At 55.9% G+C, this 22,983-nt stretch carries 15 protein-coding genes; 8 read left to right on the forward strand and 7 right to left on the reverse strand.

The window, feature by feature from the left end; genetic code table 11:
- Positions 1–9 precede the first annotated feature (9 nt).
- The 4 genes from ABD920_RS12375 (at position 10) to ABD920_RS12390 (ending at position 3,715) form a co-directional block, all read left to right on the forward strand.
- Positions 10–1,113 carry a hypothetical protein gene (locus ABD920_RS12375; RefSeq protein WP_345159408.1) on the forward strand — a complete coding sequence of 368 codons (1,104 nt, stop codon included), beginning with the start codon at positions 10–12 and terminating at the stop codon, positions 1,111–1,113.
- A 316-nt stretch (positions 1,114–1,429) separates the two neighbouring features.
- The gene (locus tag ABD920_RS12380) at positions 1,430–1,822 is read left to right on the forward strand and encodes a hypothetical protein (RefSeq protein ID WP_345159410.1); all 393 of its coding nucleotides are present in this window, start codon (positions 1,430–1,432) and stop codon (positions 1,820–1,822) included.
- A 313-nt stretch (positions 1,823–2,135) separates the two neighbouring features.
- The gene (locus ABD920_RS12385) at positions 2,136–2,573 is read left to right on the forward strand and encodes a hypothetical protein (RefSeq protein ID WP_345159411.1); all 438 of its coding nucleotides are present in this window, start codon (positions 2,136–2,138) and stop codon (positions 2,571–2,573) included.
- A gap of 149 nt (positions 2,574–2,722) precedes the next feature.
- Entirely contained in the window at positions 2,723–3,715 is a 993-nt protein-coding gene (locus tag ABD920_RS12390) for an AAA family ATPase (protein ID WP_345159413.1), read from the forward strand.
- Between the two features lie 200 nt (positions 3,716–3,915).
- Here ABD920_RS12390 and ABD920_RS12395 read toward each other — a convergent pair whose 3' ends face one another.
- The 7 genes from ABD920_RS12395 to ABD920_RS12425 form a co-directional block, all read right to left on the reverse strand.
- Positions 3,916–4,617 (reverse strand): gluconate 2-dehydrogenase subunit 3 family protein, encoded by a 702-nt coding sequence (locus ABD920_RS12395; RefSeq protein WP_345159415.1) that lies wholly within the window; start codon positions 4,615–4,617, stop codon positions 3,916–3,918.
- Between the two features lie 16 nt (positions 4,618–4,633).
- Positions 4,634–6,376, reverse strand: coding sequence for a GMC family oxidoreductase (locus tag ABD920_RS12400; protein WP_345159417.1), 1,743 nt, complete (start codon positions 6,374–6,376; stop codon positions 4,634–4,636).
- Between the two features lie 138 nt (positions 6,377–6,514).
- Positions 6,515–7,981, reverse strand: a complete 1,467-nt coding sequence (locus tag ABD920_RS12405; protein WP_345159419.1) for a Gfo/Idh/MocA family protein — start codon at positions 7,979–7,981, stop codon at positions 6,515–6,517.
- A 202-nt stretch (positions 7,982–8,183) separates the two neighbouring features.
- Positions 8,184–9,749, reverse strand: a complete 1,566-nt coding sequence (locus ABD920_RS12410) for a RagB/SusD family nutrient uptake outer membrane protein (protein WP_345159420.1) — start codon at positions 9,747–9,749, stop codon at positions 8,184–8,186.
- Between the two features lie 30 nt (positions 9,750–9,779).
- A complete protein-coding gene (locus ABD920_RS12415) occupies positions 9,780–12,881 on the reverse strand; it encodes a SusC/RagA family TonB-linked outer membrane protein (RefSeq protein ID WP_345159831.1) in 3,102 nt (1,033 codons plus the stop codon).
- A gap of 1,227 nt (positions 12,882–14,108) precedes the next feature.
- The gene (locus ABD920_RS12420) at positions 14,109–15,455 is read right to left on the reverse strand and encodes a T9SS C-terminal target domain-containing protein (protein WP_345159421.1); all 1,347 of its coding nucleotides are present in this window, start codon (positions 15,453–15,455) and stop codon (positions 14,109–14,111) included.
- A gap of 43 nt (positions 15,456–15,498) precedes the next feature.
- A complete protein-coding gene (locus ABD920_RS12425; protein WP_345159423.1) occupies positions 15,499–18,291 on the reverse strand; it encodes a TonB-dependent receptor in 2,793 nt (930 codons plus the stop codon).
- Positions 18,292–18,771: 480 nt separating this feature from the next.
- Here ABD920_RS12425 and ABD920_RS12430 point away from each other — a divergent pair, with 480 nt between their 5' ends.
- The 4 genes from ABD920_RS12430 (at position 18,772) to pstA (ending at position 22,978) form a co-directional block, all read left to right on the forward strand.
- Positions 18,772–19,956 (forward strand): porin, encoded by a 1,185-nt coding sequence (locus tag ABD920_RS12430; RefSeq protein WP_345159425.1) that lies wholly within the window; start codon positions 18,772–18,774, stop codon positions 19,954–19,956.
- Positions 19,957–20,174: 218 nt separating this feature from the next.
- A complete protein-coding gene (locus ABD920_RS12435; protein ID WP_345159426.1) occupies positions 20,175–21,179 on the forward strand; it encodes a PstS family phosphate ABC transporter substrate-binding protein in 1,005 nt (334 codons plus the stop codon).
- 73 nt (positions 21,180–21,252) lie between these two features.
- Complete coding sequence (gene pstC / locus ABD920_RS12440) at positions 21,253–22,128, forward strand: phosphate ABC transporter permease subunit PstC (protein ID WP_345159428.1); 876 nt, start codon at positions 21,253–21,255, stop codon at positions 22,126–22,128.
- Positions 22,121–22,978, forward strand: a complete 858-nt coding sequence (gene pstA / locus ABD920_RS12445) for a phosphate ABC transporter permease PstA (RefSeq protein ID WP_345159430.1) — start codon at positions 22,121–22,123, stop codon at positions 22,976–22,978. The genes pstC and pstA overlap by 8 nt, the downstream gene beginning before the upstream one ends.
- Positions 22,979–22,983 lie beyond the last annotated feature (5 nt).

Below are 22,983 nucleotides of genomic sequence, written 5' to 3' on the forward strand. Positions count from 1 at the left end.
AGCATACCCATGGAAGACAAATATAATCAATTACACCTGGAGCGTTACAGCAAACAGCTGGCAAATCTGCTTTGCGACCGCCACTTTGCCACCTACGACACCCTGAACGGCCCTCAGTTGCTTCACTTTACGCCCATTAAGCAGGTAAACCTCTTCGTGATAAAAGAGCTGCTGCTGAAGTGGCACCAGGAGATGGCCAATCTCCGCAGCCCCTACTTCGACTATGAGCATGAGGACGTGAAAGAGGCGCTGCTGAACTTTATGAATGTGATCTCGCGCAAGATCCTGATGAAGCGCAATGCGTTTGAACCGCTGCTGCAGAAAGCCATATATGACACCTTTCTGGTGGTGCTGGCCCCTGTCACCACGTTTGAGGAGAAGTTTCTGCGCATTCAGGAGGAGATCGCCCTGCCCAAGCTGCAAGAGAACCTGAAGTACATCGACATCGACAAGCCGCTCTTTGCCGGTTTCATCGACACCCTCTCGCCCAGCAGCCGTGACCGGGAGTATATCCTGAGCCGGTTTAAACTCTACATCAACGCCAACCAGGACAAGCGCACCCCGCTGCACGAGCTGCTGCAGAAGTTCAGCAGCCTGCTGCCGATCACGGAGCAGGAGGCCGCCGGGCAAGGCGCCCCCGCTGTGGAGGCTACCCCGCTGCCCAAGCCGACGCCGGCCGCCCCGGTGCGGGAGCAGGAAGTCGTTTCGCCCATCCACACGGCGCAGCGCGAGGCCTCTGCCCCGACGGCACGGCCGGCCTACCGCCACGACGATGACGATGCTGAGGAGGTTGCGCCCGCCAATGTGCGCCCGACCCTGAACGACAACTTCCGGAAAGCCCCTGCCGCCTCGCTCGCCGACTCGCACAGCAACCAGAAGATCGAGTCGCTGAAGAACTCAATTTCCATCAACCAGCGCTTCAGTTTCATCAACGAGCTTTTCAACGGCGACAACATGACGTACTACCACACCATCAAGGCCCTGGACGAGTACACAGACCCGGAGGAAGCCAAGCGTTACATCACGCGCGAGGTAGCCGGTAAGTATGACTGGAGCAAAAAGCAAGAGCACGTAAACAAGCTGCTGCGCCTCATCGAGCGCAAGTACTCCTGACAGCGCCTGAAAAATACAGTGCAATTAGCGCCGCTGCAGAAACAGCGGCGCTATTCGTTTATATCCATTGGGACAGCCTTTTGGACCTTTGGCAAGATAAAATAAGCCCCTGCCCGAAAAATAGGCAACAACCTTAAAAGAGCGGCGTAGGCATGTTGCAAATGCGCTTATGAAACGTTAATTATGCAGCGGCTGCGAACAACGGCCGCTCCGGAACTTAAAAATCGGCACGGCTTGTTAACCCGGAAAATCAGCCGAACCTGACACAAACAGAAAGTATACCCGTAATTCACAAAAGAGAACCTTATTATCAGCCATGAGAGAAGATTTTGACTACGACGACGACTTCGCCAACAACGACTTTGACGACGAGGAAGAGGATGATGACTTCGGAATGACCTTTGAGGAAGACTTGTACCTGATGATACGGGAAAAGCTCCGCGACACCATTCAGCAGTTTAAAGCCAAGTACCCGGCTGCCATGAAAAAGCTGGAGAACGCCGTTAGCTCCTTCAAAGTAAACGTGAAAAACACGGACGACGCCAAGTTCTACCCGTTGGCAGCCAAGCTGTTAAGCGAGCATATAAAACCACTCGCCCAGGAGTACGAGGAGGTGCAGGAGATATACGACAACATGCAGACCGATATTACGCGCTTCAAAAACCAGCGCGCGCACGGTTTTGAGGGCGACCTGTATTTATCAGAGTAACCCTGCCTGAGCATATACCCCGAAAGCCCGTTCTGACGCGTCAGAACGGGCTTTTTCATGCCGCTGCTATACAATACCCATATTGCGATGCAATTTTCCCCGGAACTATTGCGTTATCAGAATTAGTTGTTGCTTTGAGTTGGTTTTACGCTTACTTTCGGCCCTGCAATTAAAATTCAGGTTTTTTTCAGAATGTGCTTGCAACCCTTTGTCAGCTTTCGGAATCTCTGTTACAAGAAGGTTTCAGCAGGCTGTGATAATAAAATACTGCGCTATAACAAACACTTTACACAAACTTAATACGTCATTACTTATGGCTGCGAAAAAGCTATTCGAAGGAGAACAGTGCCTTATCCAGACGGTCGATAAGAAAATCATCCTCACAACGCACCGCCTCATGAAATCCGGTTTCTCCTGGGCTAAACCCAGGAAGAACTCCATTATGCTGGAGGACATCGTTACCTGGGAGATCAAGCAAACGGGCACTCCCCTGTACCTGGGTCTGAGCATAGCGATGGCGCTGACTGCCTATTTCGATAATTCCTTTGCACTTTTCAGCGGCTTTTTCCTGATCCTTTACCTTATGACGCGCTACCGCAAAATCCATATCAGGACCCACGACTCGGTGATGGTGCTGCCCATGGATGTGGTGGAAGAGAGCAGCGGCATAAATGTGCTCATCGACACGGTGCGCGTGGCGCAGCGGGACCGCCTGGAGCAGCTGAAGAAACAAATGCCTGTCGCGGCTTAGGTTAACATATAGAAGTATCCGGTAAAAGGCCTTCGGGCCGTGCAGCTGCAAGATAGCTGCACGGCCCGAAGGCCTTTTCGTTCGCACAATATTCCCGCACAAATCTCGTATTATGACTATATTGAGGCGGTTTAAGGAACAAGAGCAGCATGCCAGTAGAAGAACTGATATACCCGGACAGAGTAAAGGCGCACCAGCAGAAGATAAAACAGGTGCTGAGTGAGGTCAGCAAAGTGGTGGTGGGCCAGAACTATATGGTAAACCGCCTCCTGATCGGCCTGTTTACCGGCGGCCATATCCTGCTGGAGGGAGTGCCCGGGCTGGCAAAAACGCTCACCATCAACTCCCTGTCCAAAGCCCTTCACCTCGATTTCCAGCGCATCCAGTTCACCCCGGACCTGCTGCCCTCCGACCTGATCGGGACAATGATCTATAACCAGAACGCCTCTGTTTTTGAAGTGAAGAAAGGCCCGATCTTCGCGAACCTGATTCTGGCCGACGAGGTAAACCGCTCCCCAGCCAAGGTGCAGTCGGCGCTGCTGGAGGCGATGCAGGAGAAGCAGGTAACCATTGGCGAGACCACCTACCGGCTGGACCTGCCGTTCCTGGTGCTGGCCACGCAGAACCCCGTGGAGCACGAAGGCACTTACCCACTGCCCGAAGCCCAGGTAGACCGCTTTATGATGAAGGTATATATAGATTACCCGAAAAAAGAGGACGAGCTGGAGATTATGCGCCGCATGTCGAACATGAGCTACTCGGATACGGTCTCGAAAGTGCTGTCGAAGGAGGACATCTTCTCTATCCGAAGCGAGATAAACCAGGTGCAGATATCCGAGACCCTGGAGAAGTACATCATCGAGCTGGTGTTCGCGACGCGACGCGCAGCCGAGTACGACCTGGGCGACTTCGCTCCTTATATCCAGTTTGGCGTTTCGCCGCGGGCCAGCATCGCTATGAACCGCGCGGCCAAGGCGGTGGCTTATTTTGATGAGCGCGACTACGTGCTGCCCGAGGATATAAAAGAGGTGGCGCACGACGTGATGAACCACCGCATCATTCTAAACTACGAGGCCGAGGCAGACGGCGTCCGGTCCAAAGACTTCATTGAAGCCGTTCTGCGGAAGGTCCCGATTAGTTAAGCCCCTGATCACCCTTCATTAGCACCTGCAGCTATATATACCTATATAAGCGCAGGGAGCAACAAGGCTGCGCATCAGGCACTTCTATATATACACTTACAAAACACCCTATATATAAAAAGCGAAGGCGGTTGTTCTAAGGAACAGCCGCCTTCGCTTTTTATATATACTGCAAATCAGCTTGAACAGTAGTAACGACACTAACTATCCCAGGTCATGATCTGGCCGCGCTCCTCGTTTTTGAGGCACTCCGCCAGCGTTTTCTCGTCGTAGGCCAGCCCGTACTGCTTCAGCACGTCCTCCGGAACGCCGTCCCAGGCATTGGGTTTGTTGCCCATATAGTTCATATCTTCAATGCCTATTTTACTCGAGAAGAAGCCGGTGGCGGTCAGGTTGCGCATCTGGTTGAAAAAGGCGACCCCCTGCCTGTTCTCGGGGGCGGCATTCTCCGGGTAAGCAATCATATCCACCAACTCGATCTGTTGGGCCTTGCTCGCGTCCACGAAAGACTTACCGAAAAGCTTGTTCGATTTGATATCCAGCCAACGCAAGCCACCCCGCATCGGCGTCTGGTTCTCAGGCCGGTCCTTTACGATAAACTCGATAAAATCCGGAACGCCGGCGTCCGAAGCACTGCCGGAGCGGCTGTCAGCCGGGATGATGATGTTGCTCAGCACCGTGATCGTGGCCATTTCCGCCTCGGTAAAGAACTGTTCCTCCATCAGGCGGGCATCGCGCTCTTTCTCTTCCTCTGTCCGGCCATATCCTTCAGCCGCTGCGTTTTTCCTGACGTCCTTGGCGCTTTTCTGGTCAGTTTTGGTATCGCTGTCGCAACCTATGAGCAGGGTGCCGGCACCCAGCGATCCAATGGCCAGCGCTTTCAGGGATTCTCTTCTATCCATACTATTAAATTTTACACTATGCTATATTTTGCTTCTTGAGCTGATCCATCATATACTCGGAGGACCGCATGGACAAAGCCATGATCGTCCAGGTCGGGTTTTTATCGGCCTGCGACACGAAAGGCCCGCCGTCCACCACAAACAGGTTCTTTACCTCATGCGCCTGGCAGAACTTGTTCAGCACCGAGCGCTTCGGGTCATTCCCCATGCGGGTAGTGCCCACTTCATGAATAATGCGGCCAGGGTTCGCTAAACCATACATTTCATCCTTTCCCGGTTTGTTACCGAGCGCCACGCCACCCATCGCATCGATGATGTTCTCGAAGGTATCCTGCATGTGCTTGGCCTGGTTGATTTCGTGGTCGCTCCAGGTGTAGTTGAAGCGCAGCACCGGGATGCCGTATTTATCCACCACGTTAGGGTCTATCTCGCAGTAATTGTCTTCGCGGGCAATGCACTCGCCGCGACCCGCAAACCCCACGTTGGCCCCATAAAAGCGGCGGTAATCATTTTTGAGCGACTCGCCGTAGCCACCGGCCGGTTTCGTTTTACCATCGGCCCCGGCATATTTCCCGTTCAGGTTCTCAATGCCCGAGCCGAAGCCATAGCCCGGCATGCCCATGCCGCCGCCATATTCGATATGATAGCCCCGGGCGAAGTCCAGCTTGCTGTTATCGAGCCACCACGGCGAATACACGTGCATGCCGCCCACGCCGTCTTCGTTGTAGCGCTTGCGGTCCATGAGGTGGGGAATGAAGGCGCTGCGCGAGGCGCCGGTCGAATCGTGCAGGTACTTGCCGACCATGCCGCTGGAGTTGGCCAGCCCGTCGGGGTGCTGCGCCGATTTGGAATTGAGCAGCAGCCTGGCGGACTCGCAGGCGCTGGCGGCCAGCACAATCACTTTGCCGTTTACCTGGTACTCCTGCAGGTCGGTTTTGTCGGTATATAAAATGCCGGTGGCCTTCCCGGTCTTGTCAGTCAGCACCTCGCGGGCCATGGCGTTGGTATATACCTCTACATTGCCCGTATTGCGGGCCGGCTTCACAAGGCAGGTGGAGGCAGAAAAGTCGGCGTGCACCGAACAGCCCCGGCCGCACTGCCCGCAGAAGAAACAGGAGCCGCGGTCTTTGTTGATGGGCCGGGTCAGCATCGACTTGCGCGCCGGGATAACCGGAACGCCAATGCCCATCGCCGCTTTCTTGATCATCAGCTCGTGCAGGCGGGGCTTCGGCGGCGGCAGGAAATAACCGTCGGGGTCGTTTACCAGCCCTTCGTTAGTCCCGAACACCCCCACCATCTTATCCACGCGGTCGTAATACGGCTTCACGTCTTCATAAGAGATCGGCCAGTCGTCGCCCAGTCCGTCCAGGCTTTTATGCTTGAAATCATGCGGGCCGAAGCGCAGGGAGATACGGCCCCAGTGGTTGGTGCGGCCACCCAGCATCCGGGCGCGGAACCAGTCAAACTCAGTGCCCCCGTTACGGGTATAGGGTTCGCCGTCAATTTCCCAGCCGCCATAGGCCGCATCAAAGTCGCCGAAAGCCCGGGTGGTGCCTGCCCCGCGGCGCGGCGACTGGTAAGACCACATCAGCTGTGTCTGCTGATCCGGGTTGGCCGGGTCGTAATCAGGGCCAGCCTCGAGCAGGGCAACTTTAACACCCGCTTCCGAAAGTATTTTTGCCGCCATACCGCCTCCTGCCCCGGAGCCTACAATCACTACATCGTATACTTCGCCCTTCTTTTTAATTTGAAATGCCATAAAGTTGGTTTGATTTATCTAAGCGCTTCTAAAAGGTAAATAATTTTATTTATAATTTGGCAAATAACCTGCGCCGGACCTGCCTCAAACAGCAGGTGTAGGGTGCAGGGCAGTAGGCGCCTTCAGATCAGCCGTAAGCTAAACGCCTAAGCTCCAGCCTTCGCGGTAAGTGCGTTTCACAAACTGGTTCACCTCATCGAAATTGGTAACCCGCATGTTCTGGTTATCCCAGAGCATTTTCATGTTGCTGCCGGGGTAGTCGAAGCCGTTGCCCGAAGCCCTTGGTTTCGCGATGTCCGCGCCTCTGATGCCAAGGTTTGCCATCAAGATGGCCTCGGTCAGCGGGCCCGCCAAATCAAACGGCGAGCTCATTTCCTTTTTACCGTACCCCGCGATAGCTCCTTCCACCCACTGCGCATAATGGCCGTCGGCGCTGCCGGGAACGCGGGCATACGTTTGCTTCACCTTCACTTCCTCCATGCGGGAGAGGGGCAGCAGACGGGGGTTGGCAGCGTATTCGCTGGCCATCATCTTGCCTTTGGTACCGACAAACAGGATGCCGCTGTTGCCATCCCCAAACAGCTCGTTCGCCCCAAGCTCCTCCGGGCGCTCGGGCTTAATGCCGCCGTCCATCCAATGCAGGGTGACGGGCCCCTTGGTTTTGCTGGTTTTGGGGAAGGTGAGCGTGGCATGGCTGGACGGCGGACAGCTATCCGGGAAAATACCCCGCTTTCCCCAACCCACAAACACGCTGCCCACGCTTGCCTGCACATCGGTGGCATATTTAAGGTTCAGTACCCGGAAAGGTGCCTCCATCAGATGGCAACCTAAGTCGCCGAGGGCACCGGTGCCGTAATCCCACCAGCCCCGCCAGCTGCGCGGCACCACCTCATCCACGTACTCTTTATAGGGCGCGGTGCCCAGCCATAAATTCCAGTCCAGTTCTTTCGGAACAGTTGCTTTGGTGGTCGGCCAGGGAATGCCCTGCGGCCATATAGGGCGGTTGGTCCAGCAGTACACAGTTTCCACATCGCCGATTACCCCGGCATCGAACCACTCGTGTAACTGCCTCACGCCGTCGCCCGAAGCGCCCTGGTTTCCCATTTGGGTTACTACTTTGTAACGGGCCGCGGCTTCAGTTAACTTACGGGCTTCGTATATATCGTGCGCCATGGGCTTTTGCACATACACATGCTTGCCTAGCTGCATCGCGGCCATCGCCACCACGGCATGCGTATGGTCTGGGGTTGATACTGAAACGGCATCAAAGTTCTTCGCTTCTTTGTCGAACATCTCCCTCCAGTCCTTGTAATATTTGGCTTTGGGGAAGTTCTGAATTGAAGTAGCGGCCTGTCGGTCGTCTACATCGCACAGGTAGGCGATGTCGGCTTTCCCGCTTTTGTGAAACGAGTCTATATCGGAGCGTCCTTTGCCACCAACGCCGACCCCGGCAACCACCAGGCGGTCACTGGGAGCCAGAAAGCCCTTGCCGCCCAACACGTGGCGGGGGACGATCATAAATCCGGCTGCCGTTACCGCCGCCGCTTTTATAAACCCTCTCCGGTTGGTGGCCGGTTGCCCCTGGTTTGTAATTTCCTTCTTCATGGCTGTTCCTTTGAAATATTGCTCTCTAAAATCAAAACAGTAAAGCCCCTTGCGGATCAGCATTGGTTAGCCGTTGCGCATGGTTTCCTGGCAGCTTAAACCGGCCATATCCTGCCGTCGTCGCTTTATTACCGGGCGGGGGCTTTTGAAAAAATGACAATAAAAAGCCTGGCACAAGGCGTACCAGGCTTTCAGAAGCTGTTTATATCTCAGGGTAACCCGGATTCTGAGGCCTCAGGTTCGGGTTGTTTCTCATCTCCGGAGTAGGCAGCGGGAACAGCAGGTGCTTCTCCTCCAGGGCCTTGTTCGAGTTGAGGTTCACGTGCCCTACAAAATCATCAAAGCCGTTCGTGTTTTCGTTGTAGACTTTGCGTAGCCGCACCATGTCATACCAGGTAATGCCCTCGTATGCGAGTTCGTGCCAGCGCTCCCGCCACACATCCTCCCGGAAGGAGGCCTGGTCGTAGGTGCCCAGCGGAGGGGTCGTTAACTGTGCCCTGTCGCGGACACGCTTCAGCGCATCATAAGCCTCTTGCGTAGGGCCGGTCAGCTCGTTTTGCGCCTCGGCATATATCAGCAGTACCTCCGCATAGCGGATAATGGGCACGTTCAGGTTGTTGTTGCGCGTCGGCGTAAGCCCGGGCGCACCGGCGGAGGTGGTATTGAAGTGCTTGAAGATATATGGAGCGCCTAATTCAAAGGGCTCTCCCGTGCCGTTCGTGTAATAACTGGTATAGAAATAGCCCTCCTGGTTTTTGGCCCGCAGGTCGCCGTCTTCATAAGATTCGTAAAACGACGTGGTAGGCACTGTGCTTCCGGTTCCGGACGGACCGGCATATGTAACCGGCTTAAAGTTCGGGTACATGTTCTCCATCGGGTTGCCCGCCACCAGGTTGTTATACTGCACCATAAAAATGTGCTCCAGCGTGTTCTCCGTGCTCTCGCTGTGCACATCCGCATAGGTATCGAACAGGTTAATCATGCCGGGGTTGGCGTTCGCGTAGGATATCACCTCATAGGCCTTATCAGCGGCTAACTGGTAATGAGAGGCGCCCTTCTGGAGCGGGTAACCCGCCATCGTCAGGTACACTTTCGCCAGCATGGATTTGACTGCCGCCTGGGATACCCGCCCGGTGGCGTCCATCCAGGGCAGGCCGGCCTCTTCCGCTTCGGTCAGGTCGGCGATAATGAGCTGGTAAATCTCCTCCTTCGAGGCCCGGGCAGGCATAAAGTCTTCCGAGGTAAGGCTTTGCGGCGTGGTGATCAACGGGATATCCCCCCACAACTGCACTGCCCGGAAATAAGCCCATGCCCGCAGGAACTTGGCCTCACCCATGATTTTCTTTTTATGGGCCTCATCCATCGGCGTGATAGCCGGAACCCTGTCAAGCAGGAGGTTCGTCTGTGCTATCAGCCGGTAAAGGCCGTTCCAATAGTTGGCGACATGGCCGGTCGTGCCATCATATATCAATCCGTAGAGGTTGTTCAGGTCCGAGTTCTGGCCGGTTTCGGTCGTGGCGGTGCCGGTGGGCGCCTCCAGCATCTGCCAGGTCGACGAAAAGATACCAGACCCGTCATACACCAGGCGGGTATCGGCGTACGCAGCGGCCAAGGCGGCCTCTGCATGATCCGGTATGGTATAGAAGTTATCCGGGGTCAGGTTGGAAGGCGGCGTCTCCTCCAGGAAATCGTTACATCCCGCAGCGCCCAGCAGGAGCGTGCCGCATAGGAAAACACCCGCTAAATTTCTTAATTTATATCTCTTCATGATGAATGTCTTTTTAAATAGATACATGAATTACAAGCCGATCTGCAGACCTACCAGGAAGGTTCTTGGCTTCGGGTAGCCATGCCAGTTCTGGCCCTGCGAGAACACGTTCTGCGCATCTGAATCCCTGATGCCCACTGTTTCCGGGTCTCCGATGAGCTCGTCATCAACAAGCAAGAACAGATTCTGGGCAGAGGTATAGACCCTGAGGCGGCTCAGCTTGATCTTTTCGGCAACAGTAGGGGAAAAAGTATAGCCCAACAGGATGTTCCTGCCCCGGATAAAGGAACCGTCCTTGATCCAGTGGGTGTCGACGTTGGTGATATAGCCGGCCCGGGTATTGCGCACTTCGGCGATCATGGTGTTCTGGTTTTGCGGCGTCCAGGCGTTCAGTACGGTTTTGTAACTGTTCGCCAGGGCCTGGCGGTCCTCGCTGGAGTGCAGGGTCATGTCCAGCACATCGTTGCCGTAGGAGTACTGCAGGTCCACAAGCAAGTCAAAATTACGGAAGCGGAAGGTGTTGGTGAGCGCACCCCAGGCCTTCGGGCTTCCGTTGCCGATGATGCTGCGGTCGGCGTCAGTAATGGCATTGTCGCCGTTCACGTCCAGGTACTTGATGTCACCGGGCATGAGCGTCTGGCCGGGGCGGTAGCTCGTAAACTGGGCCGCTTCGTCTCTTTCGGCCTCACTCCAGATGCCCACGCGGGTCAGACCCCAGAAGGAGCCCACCGGCTCGCCGATGCGGATAATGTTCGTCTGGTTGGTGAAGTTAGGCCCGCCCACTCCGAAGATATCGGCCGGGGAGGCCAGCGTCAGCACCTTGTTCCGGTTCATGGACACGTTGAAGCCCGTGCTCCAGGAGAAATCACCCCCTTCGATGTTCACGCTGTTAATAGAGAATTCTATGCCCTTGTTTTCCATGGAACCCACGTTCTTCCGGATAGTGGCATAGCCGGTAGTACGCGGCACGGGAGCGTCCAGCAGCATGTCGGTGGTTTTGCGGTAGTAGACATCCGCCTCCAGGGTAATGCGGTTGTTCAGCAATCCAAGCTCAACCCCAACATCAGTCTGAGCTGTTTTTTCCCACTTCAATTCCGGGTTTGCCAGGCGCGTAAGGCCGGTTCCGCCCACTCGTATATCCCCTATAACTGCGGCATAGTTAGAGCTCAAGAGCGCTAAAGAAGAATAAGCCGGAATCTCAGAGTTACCCGTCAGGCCATAGCTTGCGCGCAGCTTCAGGTTTGATATCACACTGCTCGATTTCAGGAAATCCTCTTCTGATACCCGCCAGGCCAGGGCGGCCGAAGGGAATAACGCGAACTTGTGGTTTTCCCCGAAGCGGGAGGAGCCATCGGCCCGCGCGGTCAGGGTAAACAGGTACTTGTCCATCAAGCTGTAATTTACCCGGCCGAAATACGAGTTATAGGCCGTTCGGGAAGCACCTGAGCCCACGGACGGCGACGTGCTGCCGGCACCCAGGTTGTTGTACAGGAAGTAGTCGGTCGAGAAGTTTCGAACGGAAGCGTTCATGTCGAAATTATTGGTCTCCTGCCAGGATATACCCAATAAGCCGGTAAAAGCATGTATGTCGCCGAACGTCTTGTTATAGGTCAGGTAATTCTCCAAAGACCAGAAGCTTTCCTTGCGGTTCCGGGCAGCGGCGTTTCCGCGGTTACCGATGTCCAGCGTCCGGGTCGTGGACTCGTTGTTTTCCTGGGTAAGGATATTGGCCCCCAGTACGGTGCGCATTTCCAGCCCCTCCGCGAACCGGATGTTGGAATAGAGGCTACCAATCGTTGTCTGGGTATTGAGCAGGTACTTTCGGCCATGCAAACGGTGCATCGAACTCATGGTACCTTCCGCCAGTGGGTAATCCCGGTTGTTGGCAAACGTACCATCCGGGTATTTTACCGGCAGGAAAGGGAAGTCCTCTACAATCTGCCGGGCCACCTGGTCCGATATATCCACCAGGTTTTCTGTTTGGTTGTTGTAGCTGAGCGTTCCGCCCACTTTCAGCCATTTTTTGATCTGGTCATCCACTGTAAACCGGCCGGAGTAGCGTTTCATATAGGAATTCTTCAGAAATCCCTGGTCATCGCGGTAGCCCATGGAGAGGGAGTACGTGGTGCGGTCGTTACCGCCGCTAAAACCTAATTGGTGGTTCTGGGAAAGCTTGGACTGCGTGGTTTCTTTCAGCCAGTCGGTGTCGTGCACAGGATTACCGTTGGCATCGAAAACGCCTTGCGCAACCAGGAAGGGGTTAGACCGCTTCAGGGCCGGATTCAGGGATTCCCACTTGCCCGAGGCCCAGCCCTCCGGATCGTACTTCTCCATATTCCGCCAGGCCAGCTCCTCTACTGCCAGGTATTCCGCTGTGTTAAGCACTTCCGGCCGGTTCGGACCAATGGCAGTCGTGCTGAAATCTACGTTGTAGCTGATCTGTCCTTCCCCGGAGCGTCCTTTTTTGGTCGTCACCAGGATTACCCCGTTAGCGCCCCTTGCGCCATATATGGCCGTAGAGGAAGCATCTTTCAACACCTCGACGGACACGATGTCGTTGGGGTTGATATAATCGATCGGTGAGCTTGACTGCGCCAGGTTACTCTGCGGCATCATCACCCCATCAATTACATACAAGGGGTTGTTGGAGGAGTTAATCGAGCTGAAACCCCGGATGCGGATATTGGTTCTGCCGCCCGGGCGGCCTGAGTTGGTGTTCACCTGCACGCCGGGCATTTTACCGGCCAGGGCCTGGTTCAAAGAAGGGGTCGGGCGCTCCCGAAGCTCTGCTTCCTTTACCGAGGCAACCGCCCCGGTCACATCTGACCTGCGCTGGGTGCCGTAGCCGATCACAACCACCTCCTCAAGCGCCTTCACATCAGCCTGAAGCTGCACATTGATCACGGATTTGTTCCCGATTGGCACCTCCTGGTTTAAGAAACCGATATAAGAAAACACCAGCGCCCCGTTCTCCTGCCCGTCCGGAACATTCAGGCTATAGGTGCCGTCCACGCTTGTGCTGGCCCCGATTGTTGTTCCTTTCAGCACTACAGAAACCCCGGGAAGCGCCTCTCCCTTCGTGTCCGTCACCTTACCTGTTACCTGGATGGCATAAGCCACCGGGGCATTCATGGGAATTCCCCTTACAAAGGAATCAATAGATCTGTCTGGCATGGCCGCTGCATGGCTTTGCGGGGCGGTTAGTCCTGCACATAATGCAACAGAGAGAATGCCGGCGCTGAAGAACCGTCCCCTTACTTTTGCATGATCACGATCAAACAAATTTGTAAATCGGTGTTTCATATAATTACAGTTTTAGTGAATAGACAACTTAGGTGGTAATCAAGGGCACTCGGTAAGCGTATGCGCAAAAGGAATAGGCAAATTTTAAAGAGGCGTCCAAGCAGTATAGCCGCTTGAAAGGATTCTGAGATGACAGGCTCCGTCTCTCTGAGCAAGGCCTGCGCCGTTTCGCGGCGGCTGCTTAACGTATATGGCAGGACAGTCCCTGTCTGGTATGCAGTCGCAATGAAATACATGGCCTGCCTGCTACCCCTTCAGATAAAGGGATGCGGGCAGGTAGTGGGTACAGGCACTGCCACTGTGGGGTACACATGTGGCTTGCAGTACTTGTATATATTCTTAAAGCTGATGAAGTATTTTAGATGTCATCACTCGCTAGCTGGTTCGGTTGCAACCAACCCCTCTCCTTCTCCTGACCTTTGTCAGTACTGGCGCACGACAAAGGCCCATGCCTGCATCTAAAGGATTTGAGTGATTGAGCACTTATGTCCCATAAATATAGCAACCTATTTAGTTTCCGCAATACTTTACCTTACTTTATTTCCGGCCCCTGCGCTATATAGCTGTTTTTGAATCAGATATGTATTGTGCAACAACCCCAAACCGCCGGTCGAACGCCAGCACATCGCGCTAAAACAGGCGGATTGCTGCACAAGGCAGGTTTCCGGAAGGCGGTATATATAGAACAGCACGGGAAGACGGGATTATAAACCGATTTAGCAGCGGCTTGACGAAGCCGGCCCATCTTATGCTTGTGTTTTCCCTCCCAGGGGCAAATAACAACCATCTTGCTTTTTGTTTTCCTCAAGCCATATATAAAAAGTTATATATACTCAAGCCGAAGGAGAGCTGATTCCTGCCGGGTTGCGGCAACAGCGGCGGGTACAGCGCCGGGGCTATTGCCTCCTGCGATCCGGTCCGCTGGGTATACATCCTATATAAATAAAGAAGCCCGCCAAAAGGCGGGCTTCTCGCAGGGCGGGAGACTAAGCCGTCCTGCTCCTGATTGCCACGATGCTTCTCACCCATACATGTGCAACCAATCTATTTAAAGTCTTAGTAGGCGGTGTTCTGCGGGTTGAAGCTTGCCCAGCCAGCCGTCCAGTCCGTAGCGCCGAAGGCTCCCACGTAGTCCGCAGCTGTAAAGAAGCTGTCCATCCCCGTAAAGCTGGGTACAACCGTTGTTGTAGCCTGCGTGAAGGCAGGGGTAGCGCTGTAAGCCCCGCCCACACCCAGTGTAGAGGCGTCGTCTACCACGGCGTTGCCTTTTTCGGCGGCGTTGAACCAGGTTGCCAGGTCAAAGGTGCTGCCGTCGACCACAGCCAGTGCCTTGCCCGAAGGAATACCCGCAATCACCGTGTTTTGAACCATCATCGCGCCGCTGGCAGCGTTTTGCTCGGTGGGAGTGCCATCCAGCAGCAGGCCGGTAGGCCAGCCCAGCACGATAGAGTTGTGCAGCTTCGTCTGGTTGTTGCGGCGGATGTGCAGGCCGCGCTTAAAGTTGGCGTTGATGTTGGAAGTGGCGCCCAGCGGGCCGAACAGGGTAACGTTGGAGTAAGTCGGCGCGGTGATCGGGGTAGCCGCAGAGCCCTGCGAGTCGTTGTCAGACTCAAAGCCGTTGGAGCCGGAGGCATCGGCCACGTTCGGGTCCGCGATCCCCAGCAGGAACTGCAGTTTGCCGGCGTAGCCGTTGTCGGTGTCGAACATGTCGTCCACAGTCTTGTAAGCGATCAGGTGCTTGGCATTCACGGTGCCGCCGAACCACTCAAAAGAGTCGTCGCCGCTGTAAGACACCTGCACATAGTCGATGGTAGTGCCTGACCCGACACCGCCAAGCGTAAGGCCGTTGATCTCGTTGTCTGGCTGGAAGGCGATGCCCGGGTACTCGATGCGCACATACTGCAGCGTGCCGGAGTTGTCAGCAGCATCAGAGCCACCGTACTCCCGGTCCACACCGCCTTCTATCTTTGCAGCAGCGCCCAGGTTCACCGGGGCATTGCCCAGGATGATGAGGCCACCCCAGTCGCCGGCGGCACGGGAGCCCGCTGGCTGCGCAGAGGTGAACACGATAGGCTTCGAGGCTGTGCCCTGTGCCATGATCATGCCGCCACGCTCCACGATGAGCGTTCCTTTCGTGCTTTTCTCCCCCATGATCACCGTGCCCGGCTCAATGGAAAGCTTCGCGCCGTCTTTCACATATACAAAGCCCCTCAGCAGGTACTTGGTGTTCGCGTTCATCGTAAAGTCTTCTTCTGTGGAGCCGGAAATAACGGTCATGCCGTTTACTTGCTCAGTCGTAAACTCCTCGCCTGCTACGACCGGTGTATCGGTATCGTCGTCGTCGCAGGCAACGAATGACACGGCGAGCAAGGCAACCATTAACAGGTTAAATAACTTTTTCATAAGTGATGGTTAATAAGTGTTTGGTTTGTGTTGTTTCGGTTTGTTAAAATTTATAGGTCACGCCCAAGGTAGAGTATTGGCCTTTCCGGAACTCCCGGAAGGACTCGTCCACAGAGGTGATCTTGTCATCGTTGTCAGAGTCCTGGATCAGGCGGGTTTTCTGGTTCAGCAGGTCCTGGATACCGGCCTTCAGCTCGAAGTGCTCCCCGATGCCTTTGGTTAGGGACAGGTCGATCTGGTGGCGGGGCATTTCATATACCGTCTGGCGAAGGTTGCTGCCGGCGGCGAAAATGCGCGTCCCGATCACGTTGTAGAGCACGTTTACCTGCAGCTTGCGGTCGTCGTCCTGGTAATATACCCCGGTGTTGATCACATAAGGCGACTGGCCCACCATCTGGCGCTTGCCTTGCTGATAAGAGGCATATTCGTCCGTTAGCGCCACCTCGCTCTGCACCAGGGCCGCGTTCAGCACCAGCGTCAGGTTCTGCACGAAGCGCGACTCCGACAGGTCGAGCAGCGACTTCCTGACTTCAGCCTCCAGACCATAACTGTAAGCGTTCTGCGCATTGGCGAAGGTGATGGTATTCGCGCCGCTGGTGTTCTGGAAAACGGTTTCTATAGGCTTGTTGAAGTATTTGTAGAAGGCCCCGATGGAGAGGATCTCCGTTGGGTTGGGGTAAAATTCGTAGCGCAGGTCCCCGTTATATATGGTAGCCACCTCCAGGCTTGGGTTGCCGATCACCTCCAGCAGGTTTACGAAGTCGAAGTAAGGCGCCGGGGCGATCTCTCGGAACTCAGGCCGGTTTACACTCATACTACCCCCCGCCCGCAGCATGGCGCGTCGGGTGAGGTTGTAAGTGAAGTTAGCCGACGGCAGCACGCTCAGCACCGGGTTGTCCCTGTTCAGCGGGCGGCCATCAAAACCCAGCGACTCCAGCTCCTGGTTGTTGTACTCGACGCGCACACCGCCTGCGACAGAGAGCGCCCTTGTGAGCGGTGTGGCCCCTCCTATAAACCCAGCGAGGTAGGTGTTATAGGCCTGGTAGTTGTTCTGCGGGTTAGAGTCTTCCAGCAGTTTCCAGCCGGTGGTGTTGTTGATGTTACGGGAGGCAAACACCTGGTCGATCGGCAGCAGCGGGATGGCCTGGTCAAACATGGAGGTATTGGCCGGGGCAAACGAGAAGAAACGGGAGGTATAGTCGCGGCTCTTGCGCTCCGCGTAGAAACCCGCCCTGATCTTAGGCGCGTTCTCGGCGGCAGAATCCGCCGTTGCGAAGCGGTGCTCAATCTGCCCGTTGGCCATCACCCCGTGCTCGTTCAGGTCGGAGTAGAAACGGCCGGCGTCGCGCAGGGTGGGGATGGGCTGGTACAGCAGCCTGTACGTTCCGTCGCCGCTGTCGTCGGCGGTGCGGAAGCGGCGGTAGTCCGGCTCGTTGCGGTTGGTGTAGTTGTAGCCGCCGGTCCAGGTGACGGTGGTGTTGTTATCGTTGAAGTCGTGGGTACCCTGCAGCTGTCCGGAGTAGATCATGCGGCTTTCGTAGCGCAGCGAGTAGTTCTGCTGCCGCTGCCCACCGTTCGTGTAGTCTATCCCCTCACGCTCCAGCACCTCGTTGCTGCCCAGCTGGTTAAACAGGTTCCGGAACTCAATCTTGTTGTCGTTGTTCAGCCGGGCTGACCAGTTGCTGATCACGCCCAGGCGCACATTGTTGGTATATACCTTGTCGTTGTAGCTCAGCTGGCGCTCGCTCTGGCCCAGGGCCTCGTTAAAGGAGCCGTACGTGTCCCGCGTTCCCTCGGTGTTGGACTGCGTGTTGCTGTAGGAGGCGGCGGAAACGGTGCTGATCCTGAGCAAGCCTACATCGAAGCGGCGGTTCAGGCCCAGCGACAGGCGCAGATCGGGCGCGGCCGTTACGGATTGCGGCGCCCAGCTATTCGGGAACAGCTGCCCTTTCTGCGGCACCTCGCCTTGGGCGGGTCTGGCGGAGGCATTCAGCGCCCCCGGTATCTGTCGCTTGCCGTTGTCATAGCCCAGGAAGTCGGTGCTGCTCTTGCTGTCGGTCAGGAATTTCTGGAATGTGGTGCCCACGCGGTAAGAGCCGGATACGCCGATGCTGGTGCTGTTCTCGTCCACCACGTTTTTGGTGTAGATCTTCACGACCCCGCCGCCAAACTCGCCCGGCAGCTCCGGCGACCCGTTCTTATATATAAGGATGCGGTCGATGACGCTGGTCGGCAGGATGTCGAAGGAGAACGCCTTCATGTCCGGCTCCGTGCTCGGGGTCAGGGCATCGTTCAGCAGCACCGTGTTGTAGCGCTGGCCCATCCCCCGGATCACCACGTAACGGTCGTTGAGAATGGTAACGCCCGGGATGCGCTTCACGGTTTCGGCGGCGTCGCGGTCCATAGACTTGGCGATCTGCTCACCGGCCACGCCGCTCACCACCACCTCGCTTTCGCGCATGGTCGCCAGCACCGCCGCCTCCGTGTTCGTCTGCCTGGTGCCTACTATCTCCACCGTCTGTATCTGCGTGGTGTTCTCCTCCAACTGCACATTCACCTCGGTTGGCTGCCCGGCGCTTACCTGCACCCCCTGCTCAAAAGGCTTATAAGAGATGAATGTCACCGACACGGTGTGCGCGCCCGGCTCGAGCGGGAGCATATAGTTGCCTTCGTAGTCGGTGGTGGTGCCTTTGGGCGTGCCTTTAATAAAGACCACGGCGCCGATAACCGCCTCACCGGTAGTTTTGTCTGTCACCTTGCCCTTCAGGGCTCCCTGCTGGGCAAAGCCATATACGCTAGTGGTGAGAAGTGCGAGAAGTGTTAATAGGAATTTCATGGTTTACTGTTGTTTAGTCTCGATGCAAAACTACAGCGCCCAGGTTATGCCAGTTTTAAGACCCGGTTATGAGATGGTTAAGAATGCTTCGCCTTTGTTAAGGCATGGTTACGCACAGGTTACGGCGGGATTATGCATAAATTAACGGTATGTTATGCAGTAGTTCTACAGCCTGGCAAGCCCCCTGCACTAATCCGGAAAATCACCATTTGCATGCGCTGCTGGATGATTCAGGCCTTGCCGCTGCACCGCCCGGGGCTTCTGGCGGCCACAGAAGCTTAACATTACCTTAACATAGCGGTAACTGCAGAGTAACATGAAGTCCGTTACTTTGCACCGCAGCTGAGGGAAGCGCTGCGGCAGCCTGACTAAACTGCCGCGCCCGCAGAAGAACCGACAGTTGCTGATAAAACAGCTTATGTATTTCAGGGGTGACTCCCTTAGGAATTTTTGCTTATTTCTCACCAAAAAAACAACATTGTGCATTACACCTACAAAGGAGCATTGCTTCTGCTCTTTTCGCTCCTCGCCTCGAGCAAACACGCCAACAGCCAGAGCTTTATCAAAAGCAAATTCGGCAAGGGCATTGAAATATCAGCCCCCGACTCCTCTTTCAGCCTGAAGTTTGGCACCAGGTTTCAAACGCTGTACGAGGGCAGCACCAACTCCGAATCGAAAGAATGGGACGACCGCTTCCTGATCCGGCGGGCGCGCCTGAAGTTCGAGGGGTTTGCCTTCTCCCCAAACCTGGAATATAAAATAGAGTTGGGCCTCAGCAACAGCGACATTGGCAGCGACACCCCCGACCGGACAAACGACGCTGATAACGTGATACTGGACGCGGTGGCAAAATGGCAGTTTGCTCCAAACTGGCAACTCTGGGTTGGTCAGACCAAGCTGCCGGGTAACCGCGAGCGCGTCATCTCCTCCCAGAAAATGCAGTTCGTGGACCGCAGCCTGCTCAATTCCCGCTTTAACATCGACCGCGACGCAGGCCTGCAACTGCACCATGTGCATGCGCTCGGGCAGGTGGTCGTGCGCGAGATTGGCTCCATCTCGATGGGCGAGGGGCGCGACATCACCACAGACAACGCCGGCGGCTACGACTATACCGCGCGCGTGGAAGTGCTGCCGTTCGGTGAGTTTGAAGGCGAAGGCGAATACGTGGGCAGCGACCTTGCCCGTGAAGAAACCCCCAAACTTGCGTTGGCCGCCTCCTACGATTTTAACGACAATGCCTCCCGCGCCCGCGGCCAGCTGGGCAGTTTCCTGGGCGGCGAGCGCGACCTGCAAACCGTGTTTGTGGATGCGATGTTCAAATACAGGGGCTTCTCGGCCATGGCAGAATTCGCGAACAAGGAAGCACCCAAAGGCCCTGTGGTGACTTCTGAAGAAGGTGTCCCGCTGGGTACGTTCGTGACCGGCAGCGCCTTAAACTTACAGGGCGGTTACCTTTTCGATACGAACTGGGAAGTCGCCGGCCGCTACACCACCTACAACCCCGCACAGGCGACCGGGCTCCGGGAACAGCAGCAGTACACCGTCGGCTTATCGAAGTATATAGTGGGGCACAGCCTGAAGGTGCAAACCGATGTCTCGCTGATCGAGGAAGCAGGCCGGGATGAGGTATATCAGTTCCGGATGCAACTGGAGGTAGCCCTGTAAGAAACCCTGAAAGCTTAATAATTCCTTAACACGGCTAACGGTGTGGGATGCGTGCCGGCATAGCAACTTTGCATCAGCAAACAGCCTTTGGCAGAAACGTGGCAGCCCTGCAGCCGCACAACACAACCACTTGATTCACATTACAGTATATTCTCTATAATTCATATACTGCCCTATATAGCTAATCTATCTTACAACCAACCTAAAAACATACCTACATGTTGAACTTCGGGCACACATATAATAAACTACACGCCACGCTACTTATAGGAGGTACGCTGCTGTTAGGCGCCTGCGGCGGCGGCAGCGAAAGTGCGGAGAGCGACCTCTCGGGCACCATCCAGGTAGACGGCTCCTCTACGGTTTACCCCATCACAGAGGCAGTGGCGGAGGAGTTCCGCGCCGAGGCCCCCGATGTAAGGGTGACGGTCGGTGTATCGGGCACGGGTGGCGGCTTCAAAAAATTCACGCGCGGCGACATCGACATCGTGGATGCCTCCCGGGCAATAAGTGAGTCCGAGGCCGAACTAGCGAAGACAAACGGGATCACTTATGTTGAGTTGTCGGTGGCCTACGACGGACTGACAGTTGTGGTGCACCCCGAAAATGACTGGGCGAAGGACATCACAGTGGCGGAACTGAAGAAGATATGGGAGCCTGCCGCCCAGGGCACCATCAAGACCTGGAACCAGATACGCCCGGAGTGGCCTGACAGGCCGCTGCGCCTATATGGCGCGGGCGTGGAGTCGGGCACTTACGATTACTTTACGGAGGCGATTGTAGGCGAAAGCCACTCCAGCCGCGGAGACTACACGGCCAGCGAAGACGACAACGTGCTGGTGCAGGGCGTATCGACCGACCCGAACGCCCTCGGCTTCTTTGGCTACGCGTACTTTGAGGAGAACAGGGATAAGCTGAAAGCAATACCGGTGAACGATGAGGACGACAGCAACGGCACCGGCGCGATCCTTCCGTCTATCGAAACAGTGAAGGACGGAACCTATGCCCCGCTTTCCCGCCCGCTGTTCATCTACGTAAGCTCTAAAATTGCCGATAACCCGGCGGGCGTGGAGTTTGTGAACTTCTACCTGGACAATGCGGCTACGCTGAGCGAAGAGGTGGGCTATATACCGATGCCCACAGAAATGTACCAGGAGCAGAAAGCGAAGTTCAGTGATTTCGTCGGAAGCGCAGCACCTGCCGAGACCGCGGCGCAACAGTAACCCGCTACCACTTAACCGGTGCTGCTGCAGCCCTACAGTCAGGGGCTGCAGCGGCATTTAAATAAAAAGCACCTTGAGAGTATCAGAGAAAATTATCGAGGGTTTGTTGTGGTTGTCCGCCGTCATCACCATTCTCATCACGATCGGCATCATCTGGGTTCTCCTTTCTGAGGCCATTGGCTTTTTCCGGGTCGTTTCGCTTGTCGATTTCCTGACAGAGAAGGAGTGGACGCCGCTTTTTGCCGATAAGAAATTTGGCATTGCGCCGCTTGTGGCCGGTACGCTGCTGACGACCGCCATCGCCATTGCCGTCGCGCTGCCGATCGGGCTAACCATTGCCATCTACCTGAACGAGTACGCGCACGCCGGTATGCGACAGGTAGTGAAACCGATGCTGGAGGTGCTGGCCACCATCCCGACGGTGGTATATGGTTTCTTCGCCTTAACCGTGGTGACGCCTTTCCTGCAGACGCTTATCCCCCGGCTCGCCGGGTTCAACGCCCTTTCGGCGGGCATGGTGATGGGCATCATGATTATCCCGATGATCTCCTCTTTAAGCGAAGACGCCATCAGCGCCGTGCCGCGTTCGCTGCGCGAGGCGGCCTACGGCATGGGCTCCACCCGCCTGCAGACAGCATTCGGGGTGATGGTGCCGGCCGCCTCCTCAGGCATTGTGGTGTCGGTGATCCTGGCCATCTCCCGGGCCGTGGGCGAGACGATGATCGTGGCCGTTGCCGCCGGGCAGCAACCCCGCCTTACCCTCAACCCGCTGGTGCCCATCGAAACCATCACCACCTATATCGTGCAGGTAAGCCTGGGGGACGTGCCGCAGGGCTCGCTGGAGTACAAGACCATTTTCGCGGCCGGCATCACGCTCTTCATCTTTACGTTCGCGCTGAACAACCTCAGCTTCTGGATCAAGAAGAAATACCAGGAAAAGTATGACTAACTCTGACATCAACAGGCTCAAAGACAAAGCCTTCCAGGCTTTCGGCATCTTTTGCACCTTCATCGGGCTGGTGGTGCTGGGGATTTTTCTCTTTGACATTATCCTGGAGGGGGTGCAGCGCATCGACTGGGACTTTCTCACCACCCTGCCCTCGCGCAGGGCCAGCCGCGCCGGCATCCTGACCGCCTGGGTCGGCACCGTCTGGATACTGGTCCTCACCACCCTCATCGCGTTCCCGCTGGGCGTTTCGGCGGGAGTTTACCTGGAGGAGTACAGCCGGAAGAACAAACTGAATAATTTCCTGGAGATAAACATTGCCAACCTGGCCGGGGTGCCCTCCATTATATATGGTTTGCTGGGCCTGGAGATTTTCGTGCGCCAGATGCGCCTCGGCAACAGTCTGCTGGCCGGTGCGCTCACGCTCTCGCTCCTGATCCTCCCCATTATCATCGTTACCACCCGGGAGGCGATCAAGGCCGTGCCGCGCAGCATTCGGGATGGCTCTTACGCCCTTGGCGCCTCGCAGTGGCAGACCATCTGGAACCAGGTGCTGCCGGCTTCGTTCGGGGGCATCCTGACGGGCATCATCCTGGCGCTGTCCCGGGCAGTGGGCGAGGCGGCGCCGCTCATCGTGATCGGGGCGCTGGCGTACGTGCCCTTTACCCCGGCCTCGCCCCTGGACGAGTTCACCGTGCTGCCGATCCAGATCTTTAACTGGACATCACGCCCACAGGGGGCTTTCCAGACAAACGCCGCGGCGGCCATCATCATCCTTTTGATCATCACCTTCCTGCTGAACGGCATTGCCGTATACCTGCGTAACAGGCAGCAGAAAAAAATCAAGTGGTAAGATAC

The organism is Pontibacter saemangeumensis, assembly GCF_039541895.1.
Taxonomy (GTDB): domain Bacteria; phylum Bacteroidota; class Bacteroidia; order Cytophagales; family Hymenobacteraceae; genus Pontibacter; species Pontibacter saemangeumensis.